Source organism: Streptomyces sp. CC224B, assembly GCF_030010595.1.
Classification (GTDB): domain Bacteria; phylum Actinomycetota; class Actinomycetes; order Streptomycetales; family Streptomycetaceae; genus Streptomyces; species Streptomyces longispororuber.
In genome coordinates, this window is sequence record NZ_JASCXL010000117.1 from 17,006 (window position 1) to 29,588 (window position 12,583).

Consider the following 12,583-nt stretch of genomic DNA (forward strand, 5'->3'; position numbering starts at 1 on the left):
GTCAGCCTTCGAGGAACGCCCGCAGCGCGTCGGCCAGCATGGGCGGGTCGTCGGACCCGCACAGCTCGCGGACGCTGTGCATGGACAGGATCGCGACGCCGATGTCGACGGTCTTGATGCCGTGCCGCGCCGCCGTGATCGGGCCGATCGTCGTGCCGCAGGGCATCGCGTTGTTGGACACGAAGGACTGGAACGGTACGCCCGCCTTCTCGCACGCGGCGGCGAACACCGCGCGGCCCGCGCCGTCGGTGGCGTAGCGGTTGTTGACGTTGACCTTCAGGATCGGGCCCCGGTTGGCGCGCGGGTGGTGCGTCGGGTCGTGCCGCTCGGCGTAGTTGGGGTGCACCGCGTGGCCGGTGTCGGAGGACAGGCACACCGTGCCCGCGAAGGCGCGCGCCTTGTCCTCGTACCCGCCGCCGCGCGCGAACACCGAGCGCTCCAGGACGCCGCCGAGCAGCGGGCCGTCGGCGCCGGTGTCGGACTGCGAACCGTTCTCCTCGTGGTCGAAGGCCGCGAGCACCGGGACGTACGGCAGCGCGTCGGCGCCGGGCCCGGTGGCGACGGCGGCGAGCGCGGCCGTGCCGGCGTGCACGGACAGGAGGTTGTCCATGCGCGGACCCGCGAGCAGCTCTCGGTCGCGGCCCAGGTACGCGGGCGGCTCCACGGAGTGGGTCATCAGGTCCCAGCCGGTCACCTCGCCGGGGGCCAGGCGGCACTCCTCCTCGACGAAGCGGATCAGATCGCCCTCGCGGACGTCGTCGCCGAGGCCCCAGATGGGCTGCATGTGCTTCTGCTTGTCGAGCTTGAGGCCCTCGGTGTGCACCGACCGGTCCATGTGGATGGCCAGTTGCGGTACGCGCAGCAGCGGCCGGTCGATGTTGACCAGGCGGGTGGTGCCGTCCCGCAGGGTGAGGCGGCCCGCGAGGCCGAGGTCGCGGTCCAGCCAGGAGTTCAGCAGCGGCCCGCCGTAGATCTCGACGGCCACCTGGCGCCAGCCGTGCGCGCCGGTGTCCGGCAGCGGCTTCACCCGAAGGTTGGGGGAGTCGGTGTGCGCGCCGACGATACGGAACGGGGTGTGGGCGGCGGCGGACTCCGGCACGTACCAGGCGATGATCGCGCCGCCGCGCAGTACGTACTTGCCGCCCGTCCCGGCGTCCCAGGCGTCGGTCTCCTCGACCTGCCTGAATCCGGCCTTCTCTAGGCGCTCCGCGGCGCTCGCCACGGCGTGGTACGGCGACGGGCTCGCCGCCAGGAAGGACATCAGGTCGTCGGTGTGACCGCGGTCGAAGGGTGTGCGCATGGCGCTCAGCCTAACCAGGCCCCTGGGCCTTGAGCGGGCCTGCGGCCGCGGCTGTTCTTGTGGGTTCTGCCCCTGCCCGGGTGGGTGGGGTGGCCTGCGGCCGGGGCTCTGGGTGGGGTGCGGGTGGGGGTTCTCGCCGCGCTGCGCGCGGCATCGCCTCCCGCCCGCCCGCCCGTGCAGCCTCTGCGGGGCGGGCCGGCCCGCCCGGGGGGGTTGGCCGCCGTCGGCGGGTGCGGGTGCGTGGGGGTTCTCGCCGCGCTGCGCGCGGCGTGGCCACCCACCCGCCCGCCCGTGCGGGCCCGGCGGGAGGGTCCGGCCCTCCCGTGGGGGTTGGCCGCCCTCGGCGGGTGCGGGTGCGCGCGGTCCCTGCCCGTGCGGGCAGGCCGTGTTACAGCGGTGGCCCGCCCCTGGAGGGCGGGCCACCGGTGTGCGGGGCGGGCTAGAACGCCGCCTCGTCCAGCTCCATCAGGTCCAGGTCCACGGCCTCGGAGAGGGCGCGCTGGGTGGCGACGCCCGGGAGGACGTTCGCGGCGAAGAACTTGGCCGCGGCGATCTTGCCCTGGTAGAAGGGCACGTCCTTCGCGGAGGCGGAGGGCAGCTTCTCGGCGGCCACCGCGGCGCCGCGCAGGAGCAGGTAGCCGACGACCACGTCGCCGGAGGCGAGCAGCAGGCGGGTGGTGTTGAGGCCGACCTTGTAGATGGACTTGACGTCCTTCTCCGTGGCCGCGAGGTCGGTGAGCATGACACCGACCATGGCCTCCAGCTCGACGGCGGCCTTGGCCAGCTCCTCGCGGGCCCCGGCCAGCTCCTCGCCCCCGGTGCCGACGGCGAGGAACTTCTTGATCTCCTCGGCGAGGCCGTTGAGCGCGGCGCCCTGGTTGCGGACGATCTTCCGGAAGAAGAAGTCCTGGCCCTGGATGGCGGTCGTGCCCTCGTAGAGCGTGTCGATCTTCGCGTCGCGGATGTACTGCTCGATCGGGTACTCCTGGAGGTACCCCGAGCCGCCGAAGGTCTGGAGCGACTGGGCGAGCTGCTCGTAGGCCTTCTCGGAGCCGTAGCCCTTGACGATCGGCAGGAGCAGGTCGTTCAGGGCGTGCAGCGTGCTCGCGTCGTCGCCCGCGGCCTCCTTGAGCGCGATCTCGTCCTGGACGGCCGCGGTGTGCAGCACCAGGGCGCGCATGCCCTCCGCGTACGCCTTCTGCGTCATGAGGGAGCGGCGCACGTCCGGGTGGTGCGTGATCGTCACCTTGGGCGCGGTCTTGTCCATGAACTGGGCCAGGTCGGGGCCCTGGACGCGCTCCTTGGCGTACTCCAGGGCGTTCAGGTAGCCCGTGGAGAGCGTGGAGATCGCCTTCGTGCCGACCATCATGCGGGCGAACTCGATGATGCGGAACATCTGGCGGATGCCGTCGTGCTTGTCACCGATCAGCCAGCCCTTGGCCGGGTGCTTGTCGCCGAAGGTCATCTCGCACGTGTTGGACGCCTTGAGGCCCATCTTGTGCTCGACGTTCGTCGCGTACACGCCGTTGCGCGCGCCCAGCTCGCCGGTCTCGAAGTCGAACTCGTACTTCGGCACGAGGAAGAGGGACAGGCCCTTGGTGCCGGGGCCGGCGCCCTCGGGGCGGGCGAGGACGTAGTGGAGGATGTTCTCCGCCATGTCGTGCTCGCCGGACGTGATGAAGCGCTTCACGCCCTCGATGTGCCAGGAGCCGTCCTCCTGCTGCACGGCCTTGGTGCGGCCCGCGCCCACGTCGGAGCCGGCGTCCGGCTCGGTGAGAACCATCGTCGAGCCCCACTGCTTCTCAACGGCGATCTCGGCGATCTTCTTCTGGACGTCGGTGCCCTCCTCAAAGAGGATCCCGGCGAACGCCGGGCCCGAGGAGTACATCCACACGGCCGGGTTGGAGCCGAGCAGCAGCTCCGCGTACGCCCAGATGAGGGAGCGGGGCGAGGTGGTGCCGCCGATCTCCTCGGGCAGGCCCAGCCGCCAGTACTCGGAGTCCATGAAGGCCTTGAAGCTCTTCTTGAAGGACTCCGGGACGGGCGCCGTGTTGGTCTCCGGGTCGAACACCGGCGGGTTGCGGTCGGCGTCCTCGAAGGAGGCGGCCAGCTCGTTCTCCGCGAGGCGGGCGATCTCGCTGAGGATGCTCTTGGCGGTCTCGACGTCCATCTCCGCGAACGGGCCGGAGCCGTACAGCTTGTCGCGGCCGAGGACCTCGAAGAGGTTGAACTCGATGTCGCGGAGATTCGACTTGTAGTGCCCCATGGCGACGGCTCCGTTTATGGCTTGGGAGGCAGGGACCTCGTAGGCGTACCAGTAAGTAGCTTGTCGTCTCAAATGATGCTACCCGTCGGTAATAAGAGGCAACCCCTGAGCGTCCAAGTGTGAGCTGGGTCTACTTGCCGTGCCGGGGTGGACGGCGGCCCGGCGCAGGTGGTCGGTTATCAGCCGCTGCCACTCCGTGGGGTTCTCGGCGAACGGGAGGTGGCCGGTCGCGAGCTCCGCCGTGCGCGCGCCGGGGATGCCCGCGGCGACCTCGCGCTGCAGCGCCGGCGGGATGAGCTGGTCCTCGGTCGTCGTGATCACCAGCGTCGGGGCCGTGACGGCGGGCAGGTCGGCCCGGGTGTCCGTCCGGATCACCAGGTCCACGTGGTCGGCGGTGCCGTCGGGGGCCGTCTCCGCCGTCTCCCGCAGGGCGGTGGCCAGGGCCTCGGGGGGCAGGGACTCCAGCGCCGCCGGGCCGAGCGCGAGCGGCAGCAGGAAGCGGGCCTGGGTGTCCCGGTCGCGGGACACGGCCAGGCCCCGCCAGGCCTCGGCCGTGAGTCGCGTGCGGGTGTCCAACCGTGCGAACGGTGCCGTCAGGACCAGCGCCGTCACCCGCTCCGGGTGCCGCGCCGCCGCCCGCACCGCCACGGCCGTGCCCAGCGAATAGCCCGCTATCGCGAAGGTCTCCAGGCCCTCGGCGTCGGCCGCCGCGACCAGCTCGTCCGCGAGGGCGTCGAGCATGAGCGGAGCCTGGGCCCGGGGTGTCGCGCCCGTGCCGGGATAGTCCACGCCCACGACGCGGTGGGCCGACGTCAACGCCGCCATCACCGGGCCGAAGTTGGCCGCGACCGAGCCGCCCGCCCCGTGCGCGAGCAGCAGTCCGGGGCCGGACCCCGCGACCGTACGCCCGAATGTCGTGCGGAGGGCGGGGCGCGCAGGCCCCGCGGGCCGCGCCGCGGTGGGCGCGGGCGGCGAATCCGCTGCTGAGGCCACTGAGGCTGCCGGGATCGATGCCGCCGAGGTCGGCGCGTAGGAGCGTGCGGGCATGGCTTGGTCCCCCTTCGGTCCGGCGGCTCCGACTATCTGTAGCCGCCACTACAAAAACCGTAGCCGAGTCGCCGCGCATTTGTCTAGCGGTCGCTAGAGAAAGATTCCGGCGGGACCCGGCGGCGCTCTCGGTAGGCTGTGGGGCATGTACGGCTACGACCAACACACCGGTGTCGGCCAGGGGTACGCCCCGCCGCAGCAGTCGCAGCAGCAGATGCCCGGTGGTTACGGCCAGCAGCCCCCGCTGTACCCCGAGCCGTCGCCGCCGTCCCTCGCCGACGCGGTGCGCGCGTTCACCACGGGCTCGATGTCCGCCGAGGACTTCCAGCAGATCTTCGCGACCTCGAAGGTCTACTGCCCGCGCGGTGACAACCCGGGCTTCCTCGCGCTGCACAACACGCAGCAGCCGGTCATCCCGATGTTCACGTCCCTGAAGGAGCTGCGCCGCTACGCCGGCAAGGACTCCAAGTACTTCGTCATCACCGGCGCCGAGGTGATCGACCTCCTGCCGACCGGCTACGGCTTCGTCCTCGACATGGAGGGCGACCACCGCATGGTGTTCGACGCGAAGGCCGTCGAGCAGATGGTGGACTTCGCCATGCGCCGCATGTACGGCTGACCGCCCCCTGCCCGGGCGGCACGCTCCTTCCTCCTCGCGCGGGCCGCCCTCGTGCGCCTTGCCGGGCGCCACCCCTGTGCCCTTGCCGTGCCGCCTTCGCGCCCCCTCGCCGGCGCGCCCCCTCCCTTCGTTGGTGCGTCCCCTCCCCTCGCTGGCGCGGCCCCCTCCGCCGGTGCGTCCCCCTCCCTCCGCCGGCGCGGCCCCCCTCCGCCCGTGCGTTCCCCTCGCGTTCCGGACCCCCGTACGGCCCGTACTGATCCCGCCGGATCGAGCTGAGGGCTGTCCTGCCGCGTCTCCGCGCTTCCCACCCGTGCTCCTCTGCGGGCGGGCGGCGCTCCTCTGCGGGCGGCGCTCCTCGGTGCCCTCCCGTGCGCTGTTCCTCGTAACCCTTGGTGTCCCTGTTGCCCGTGCGTTTTCGGCCATGGGGTGTTCGTCCCGGGGGAGCGGGGGAATGCCGTCCGGCTGTGCCGTGTTCGGAGTGGCAAGAAGTTCTACGTTCAACTAATCTGAGCGTACGAGGAGGTCCGAACCATGCCTGCAGTGACCGTTGAGAACCCGCTGACCCTGCCCCGCGTGACCGTGCCCGCCGATGCCGTGGCACGTCCCGTGCTCGCCGTGCGAACCGCACCGAGCGGCTACGAGGGCGAAGGGTTCCCGGTTCGCCGGGCCTTCGCCGGCATCAACTACAAGTACCTCGACCCGTTCATCATGATGGACCAGATGGGCGAGGTGGAGTACGCGGCCGGGGAGCCCAAGGGCACGCCCTGGCACCCGCACCGCGGCTTCGAGACCGTGACGTACCTGATCGACGGCACCTTCGTGCACCAGGACTCCAACGGCGGTGGCGGCACCATCCGGAACGGTGACACCCAGTGGATGACGGCCGGGTCGGGCCTGCTCCACATCGAGGCGCCGCCGGAGTCGCTCGTCATGTCCGGCGGGCTCTTCCACGGGCTCCAGCTCTGGGTGAACCTGCCCGCCAAGGACAAGATGATGGACCCCCGCTACCAGGACATCCGCGGTGGCCAGGTGCGGCTGCTGACCTCGCCGGACGGGGGCGCGCTGCTCCGGGTCATCGCCGGTGAGCTCGACGGCCACGAGGGGCCGGGCATCACGCACACCCCGATCACCATGGTCCACGCGACGGTGCGGCCCGGTGCCGAGGTCACGCTCCCCTGGCGGGAGGACTTCAACGGGCTCGCGTACGTGCTGGCCGGGCGCGGAACCGTGGGCGCGGAGCGGCGGCCCGTGGAGCTCGGGCAGACCGCGGTGTTCGGGGCCGGTGGGTCCCTGACCGTGCGGGCGGACGAGAAGCAGGACTCGCACACTCCGGACCTGGAGGTCGTGCTGCTGGGCGGGCTGCCCATCCGGGAGCCGATGGCGCACTACGGGCCGTTCGTGATGAACACCCGGGCGGAGTTGCAGCAGGCCTTCGAGGACTTCCAGAAGGGCCTGCTGGGCTCGGTCCCCGCGGTGCACGGCATGTGACGCCTCCCTTGGGCCCCTGCCCCTGCCCCTGCCCGGGGCGGGGGCCCTGCGGGGGGTTGCCCGCGAGGGCGGGCGACACGTGTGCCCTGGACACGGCACCACCCGCCCGCCTCACCCCGCGTGCGGGGCTGCGGAGGGCGTGGTCGGGTGGGGCGGTGTCCTTTCTTTTGCCTGAGGCGGTGCGGCGGCTTGCCGCTTGGTGTGTGGTGGCGCTGCTCGTCACCGGTGTCGCCGCCGTCGGAATCTGGCTGTGCGTCGTCTTCAAGACGGCCGTCACCCCGGTGCTGCTCGCGCTGCTCGGGACCGCGCTCCTCGGGCCCCTGTACCGGCGCCTGCTGCGGATGCGGGTGCAGCGGTCGCTCGCGGCGGGGCTGACGTGCGCCGCGGTGCTCGCGGTCGTCGGCGGGGCGACGTACATCGTCGTGAAGGCCCTGTTCGACACCGGGGGCCAGATCGTGTCCTCGCTCCGGGCCGCCGCGCACGACCTGTCGAAGCACTTCGGGGCGGCCGGTACGTCCCTGGACGACCTGGCGGCCAACTCCAAGGAGCTGCTCGGGAAGTTCGGCGGGACGGCCGCCTCCGGAGTGGTCAGCGGGCTGAGCGTGGCGGGCGAGATGATCGCGACGGCCGTGCTCGCGCTGCTGCTGGTCTTCTTCTTCCTGCGGGACTCCCACAAGGCCGCCCACACACTGCGGTCGCTGGTACCCGAGCACTCCGGGGACACCGTGGAGGCCATGGCGCGGCGGGCGTTCACGGCCGTCGAGGGGTTCATGCGCGGGACCACGTTCATCGCGCTCATCGACGCCGTGTGCATCACCGCGGGGCTGCTGGTCCTGCGCGTGCCGGGGGCCTGGGGGCTCGGCGCGCTCGTCTTCGTGGGGGCGTACATCCCCTACCTGGGGGCGTTCCTGTCCGGGGCGATCGCCGTCCTCGTGGCGCTCGCCGACCGTGGCCTGGCCATCGCCCTGTGGACGCTCGGCGTGGTGCTCGCCGTGCAGGTCCTGGAGGGGCACGTGCTCCAGCCGGTGATCCAGAGCCGTACCGTGCAGATGCACCCGGCGGTCGTGATGCTCGCGATCACCGCGGGCGCGTCCGTGGCCGGGATCATCGGGATGCTGCTCGCGGTGCCGCTGACCGCCGCGGCCTTCGGGGTGATCAGCGAGATGCGCGCCCGGTACGCCGACAGCGCCTCCGGGGACCGCGTCTACGCCGGCAAGGACTCCCCGGGGCCTCCGCCGACGCCTCCTGCGGCGGCCGGCCCCTCGTAGAGCTCGAACCAGATGCTCTTGCCCTCCCCGCGCGGGGCGACGCCCCAGCGGTCCGCGAGCAGGTCCATGAGGACCAGGCCGCGTCCGGAGGAGGCGAGTTCCCCGGGGTGGCGCTTGTGCGGCAGGTCGTCGCTGCCGTCGCTGACCTCCGCGCGCAGCCGGCGGGTGCCGTTCTCGCCGGTGACCTCGGCGACCAGCAGGGCGTCGCCGTCGGTGTGCACCAGGACGTTGGTGATCATCTCGGAGATGAGCAGCACGGCGGAGTCGACCTGGTCGGCGTCCGCCCAGTCGTGCAGGAGGTCCCGCAGGTGGCCCCGGGCGCCCGCGACGCGCTCCGGTTCGGCCTGCGCCACGGTCAGCATCGTGCGGCGCAGCCGGGCGTGCTCCTCCGGCCGGCCGGTGCGGCGCAGCAGCAGGACGGCGATGTCGTCCTCGCGGCGGTCGGCGAGCGGGCCCGTGGTGTGGTGCGAGGACGGGCCGTGCACGCCCTGGACGAGGGTGTCGGCAAGGGCCTCCAGGTCGTCGTCCGCTCCGGAGAGGTCGCCGGGCAGGTCCCCGGAGAGGTCGCCGGAGAGGTCACCGGGCAGGTCCCCGGAGAGGTCGCCGGACAGGTCGCCGGAGAGGTCCGCGGGCAGGTCCCCCGCCGGGCCCCCGGCCTGCGCCCCGGCGGCCGACTCGCGGCCGCGCCCCGCGGCCACCGCGTCCCCCGCGGCCCCGGAGAACCCCTCGTAGTTCTCCAGGATGTGCCGGATCCGGGCCCAGCCGGTCTCCAGGTCGTGGCCGCCGGTCTCGATGAGGCCGTCCGTGCAGGTCAGCATCGTCTCGCCGGTGTCGAGGACGAGGTGGGTGGTGGGGTAGTCGGCGTCCGGGTCGACGCCGAGCGGCAGGCCGCCCGCGATGGGGCGCTGCAGAACCGTTCCGTCAGCCATCCGTATGACGGGCTCCGGGTGTCCCGCACGGGCTATCTCCAGCAGCCCGGTGGCCGGATCGGCCTCTACGTAGAGGCACGTCGCGAACCGCGGGTCCGTGGCCGTGTGGTCCGGGTCGTCGCGATTGTCGGTGGACCCGTAGGTGATGCCGTCCGTGATGCCGGACAGGAACCGGGTGGCGCGGGACAGGACGGCGTCCGGGCGGTGCCCCTCGGAGGCGTACGCGCGCAGGGCGATGCGCAACTGCCCCATCAGGCCCGCCGCCCGTACGTCGTGACCCTGTACGTCGCCGATGACGAACGCGATCCGGCCGCTGGGCAGCGGGATCATGTCGTACCAGTCGCCGCCGACCTGGAGGCCGCCGCCGGTCGGCACGTAGCGCGCGGCGACGCTCATGCCGGGGATCTCCGGGCCGAGCGTCGGCATCATGGAGCGCTGGAGGCCCTCGGTCAGCTCCCGCTCGGACTCGGCGACCCCGGCGCGCGACAGGGCCTGCGCGAGCATCCGCGCGACGGTCGTCAGGACGGAGCGCTCGTCGGGCGTGAACGACACGGGGTACGTGAAGGCCGCCATCCAGGCGCCCATGGTGCGGCCCGCCACGATCAGCGGCAGGAACGCCCAGGACTCCCGCTTGAACCGGGACGCCAGGGGCCACGTCGCCGGATAGCGGCGCCGGTACTCGTCCGGGGACGACAGGTAGACCGCGCGGCCGGTGCGCAGCACCTCGGCGGCCGGGTAGTCGGTGTCCAGGGGCATGGCGGCGAGCGGGTCGTCGTCCCCGTAGCCGTGGTGCCCGTGGTGGCCGACGACGGTGAGCCGGTCGCCCGTGACGCCGAAGACGGCGAGGCCGTCGGGCGAGAACCCGGGCATCGACAGACCGGCCGCGACCCGGAGCACCTCCTCGGTGGACCGCGCCTCCGCGAGCGCGCGCCCCGCGTCCAGCAGGAACGCCTCGCGGGAGCGGCGCCAGTCACCGGTGACGGGGGTGCGGGCGGCGGCGCCCGGCGAGGGCTCGTTGACCTCCTGGAGGGTGCCGATCAGTTCGTAGGCGTTCGCGGAGGCGTCGTGGACGATCGGCTTGGTGCGGCTGCGGACCGTACGCAGGACCCGGCGGCCCTGCTCGTCCATGATGCGAAGGCGGGCCTCGGCGAGGGTGCCCTCGGCGACGGCGAGCTGCACGATGCCGTGGATCTCGTTCCAGTCGACCGGGTGGAAGCGGGAGCGCACACCGGCCTCGGTGGTCGTCTGGGCGTGCGGCGCGAGGCCCAGGAGCCGGGCCGCCTCCGCGTCCAGGGTGACCGTGCCGGAGACGTTGTCCCAGCGCCACAGGCCGGTGGCGATCGCGGCCAGGACCTCCTCCACCGGGGGCAGGGGGTCCCGTCCGGGAGGTGGGGAGTCCGGTCCGGGTAGCGGGGAGTCCGGTCCGGAAGGTGCGGAGTCCGGTCCGGAAGGTGCGGAGTCCCGTCCGGGAGGCAGGGAGCCGTCCCCCACCTGCTCGCGGGGCTCATCGGTGCGCATTGCTTCACTGTAGGAACAGGTACGGACCACTCGCCACCCTGCGCGGGCCGGGGCCGGTCCGCCGTGGGCCCGTCGCCGCGGGCCCGGGGCCGTCGCCGCCGCCGGAGTACGAGCGGGGGTACGGGCCGGGGTAGGAGCCGGAATACGAGGGGGAGCGATCTTCCGCCGGACGGTAGCCTTGACAGTCAGCAAGCACCCTGGGCGCGTCCGTGACGGGCGCCCCCGGGACGGCCAGCCCCCCGATCTCGAAAGACTGGATGAACGACGATGCATCGGTACAGGTCCCACACGTGCGGCGAGCTCCGCGCCTCTGACGTCGGCACGGACGTCCGGCTGAGCGGCTGGCTGCACAATCGGCGCGACCTGGGCGGCATCCTCTTCATCGATCTGCGCGACCACTACGGCATCACGCAGTTGGTCGCCCGCCCCGGCACGGCCGCCGCCGAGACCCTGGACAAGCTCTCCAAGGAGACGGTCGTCCGCGTCGACGGCAAGGTCGTCTCGCGCGGCGCGGAGAACGTGAACCCGGAGCTGCCCACCGGCGAGATCGAGATCGAGGCCGCCGAGGTCGAGGTGCTCGGCGCCGCGGGCCCGCTGCCGTTCACGGTGAACGCGGACGACGGGGTGAACGAGGAGCGGCGCCTGGAGTACCGCTTCCTGGACCTGCGCCGTGAGCGCATGCACCGCAACATCATGCTGCGCACCGCTGTGATCTCCGCGATCCGGCACAAGATGACCGCCCTCGGCTTCAACGAGATGGCGACGCCGATCCTGACCGCGACCTCCCCCGAGGGCGCCCGCGACTTCGTCGTCCCCTCCCGCCTGAACCCGGGCAAGTTCTACGCGCTGCCGCAGGCCCCGCAGCAGTTCAAGCAGCTCCTGATGATCTCCGGCTTCGACCGGTACTTCCAGATCGCGCCGTGCTTCCGCGACGAGGACGCGCGCGCGGACCGCTCGCCGGGCGAGTTCTACCAGCTCGACGTCGAGATGTCCTTCGTCGAGCAGGAGGACGTCTTCCGCCCGATCGAGCAGCTCATGACCGAGCTGTTCACGGAGTTCGGCGGCGGCCGCGAGGTCACCTCGCCGTTCCCGCGCATCCCGTTCCGCGAGGCGATGCTGAAGTACGGCTCGGACAAGCCGGACCTGCGCGCCAAGCTCGAACTGGTCGACATCACGGACGTGTTCGCGGACTCGGGGTTCAAGGCCTTCGCGGGCAAGCACGTGCGGGCCCTGCCCGTGCCGGACACCGCGTCGCAGTCCCGGAAGTTCTTCGACGGCCTCGGCGAGTACGCGGTCGAGCAGGGAGCGAAGGGCCTGGCGTGGGTCCGCGTCGCCGAGGACGGCACGTTCTCCGGCCCGATCGCGAAGTTCCTCACCGAGGCGGACGTGCAGGAGCTCACCAAGCGCCTGTCCCTCGCCCCCGGCCACGCGGTGTTCTTCGGCGCGGGCGAGTTCGACGAGGTCTCCAAGATCATGGGCGCCGTGCGCGTCGAGGCCGCCAAGCGCGCCGGCCACTTCGAGGAGAACGTCTTCCGGTTCTGCTGGATCGTCGACTTCCCGATGTACGAGAAGGACGAGGAGACGGGGAAGGTCGACTTCTCCCACAACCCCTTCTCGATGCCCCAGGGCGGCATGAAGGACCTGGAGGAGAAGGACCCGCTGGACATCCTCGCCTGGCAGTACGACATCGTCTGCAACGGCATCGAGCTGTCCTCCGGCGCGATCCGGAACCACGAGCCCGAGGTCATGCTCAAGGCCTTCGAGATCGCGGGTTACGAGCGCGAGACGGTCGAGCGGGAGTTCGCGGGCATGCTGCGCGCGTTCCGGCTCGGCGCGCCGCCGCACGGAGGCATCGCGCCCGGCGTCGACCGCATCGTGATGCTCCTCGCGGACGAGCCGAACATCCGCGAGACCATCGCCTTCCCGCTCAACGGCAACGCCCAGGACCTGATGATGGGTGCGCCGACGGTGCTGGAGGAGGCGCGGCTGCGGGAGCTGAACATCGCGCTCCGTAAGCCTGTTGCCTCCGGCAAGGGGGAGCAGGGGGCTTCGGGGCAGTAGGCCCGGCCATGGGGGGGGGGGGGGGGGGGGGGGGGGGGGGGGGGGGGGGGGGGGGGGGGGGGGGGGGGGGGGGGGGGGCGGGGCGGG

General features: G+C 72.3%; 8 protein-coding genes. 4 read left to right on the top strand and 4 right to left on the bottom strand.

Features of this window, described 5'->3' with window-relative positions; genetic code table 11:
* Position 1: 1 nt before the first annotated feature.
* The 3 genes from QK440_RS33425 to QK440_RS33435 all read right to left on the bottom strand — a co-directional run bounded on the left by QK440_RS33425 (position 2) and on the right by QK440_RS33435 (position 4,613).
* Complete coding sequence (locus QK440_RS33425) at positions 2 to 1,300, bottom strand: M18 family aminopeptidase (RefSeq protein ID WP_282797004.1); 1,299 nt, start codon at positions 1,298 to 1,300, stop codon at positions 2 to 4.
* A gap of 439 nt (positions 1,301 to 1,739) precedes the next feature.
* The gene (locus QK440_RS33430) at positions 1,740 to 3,566 is read right to left on the bottom strand and encodes an acyl-CoA dehydrogenase (protein WP_282797005.1); all 1,827 of its coding nucleotides are present in this window, start codon (positions 3,564 to 3,566) and stop codon (positions 1,740 to 1,742) included.
* 78 nt (positions 3,567 to 3,644) lie between these two features.
* Positions 3,645 to 4,613, bottom strand: a complete 969-nt coding sequence (locus tag QK440_RS33435) for an alpha/beta fold hydrolase (protein ID WP_282797006.1) — start codon at positions 4,611 to 4,613, stop codon at positions 3,645 to 3,647.
* 145 nt (positions 4,614 to 4,758) lie between these two features.
* On the opposite strand from QK440_RS33435, the gene QK440_RS33440 reads away from it, so the two are divergent.
* The 3 genes from QK440_RS33440 (at position 4,759) to QK440_RS33450 (ending at position 7,988) form a co-directional block, all read left to right on the top strand.
* On the top strand, positions 4,759 to 5,232 hold the full coding sequence (locus QK440_RS33440) for an SseB family protein (protein ID WP_282797007.1): 474 nt from the start codon (positions 4,759 to 4,761) through the stop codon (positions 5,230 to 5,232).
* Between the two features lie 531 nt (positions 5,233 to 5,763).
* The gene (locus tag QK440_RS33445) at positions 5,764 to 6,720 is read left to right on the top strand and encodes a pirin family protein (protein WP_282797008.1); all 957 of its coding nucleotides are present in this window, start codon (positions 5,764 to 5,766) and stop codon (positions 6,718 to 6,720) included.
* 155 nt (positions 6,721 to 6,875) lie between these two features.
* Complete coding sequence (locus QK440_RS33450; RefSeq protein ID WP_282797009.1) at positions 6,876 to 7,988, top strand: AI-2E family transporter; 1,113 nt, start codon at positions 6,876 to 6,878, stop codon at positions 7,986 to 7,988.
* Here the strand turns inward: QK440_RS33450 and QK440_RS33455 are convergent.
* On the bottom strand, positions 7,925 to 10,279 hold the full coding sequence (locus QK440_RS33455; RefSeq protein WP_282797010.1) for a SpoIIE family protein phosphatase: 2,355 nt from the start codon (positions 10,277 to 10,279) through the stop codon (positions 7,925 to 7,927). The genes QK440_RS33450 and QK440_RS33455 overlap by 64 nt on opposite strands.
* Before the next feature lie 423 nt (positions 10,280 to 10,702).
* Between QK440_RS33455 and aspS the strand changes: the two genes are divergently transcribed.
* Complete coding sequence (gene aspS, locus QK440_RS33460; RefSeq protein ID WP_282797011.1) at positions 10,703 to 12,496, top strand: aspartate--tRNA ligase; 1,794 nt, start codon at positions 10,703 to 10,705, stop codon at positions 12,494 to 12,496.
* Positions 12,497 to 12,583 lie beyond the last annotated feature (87 nt).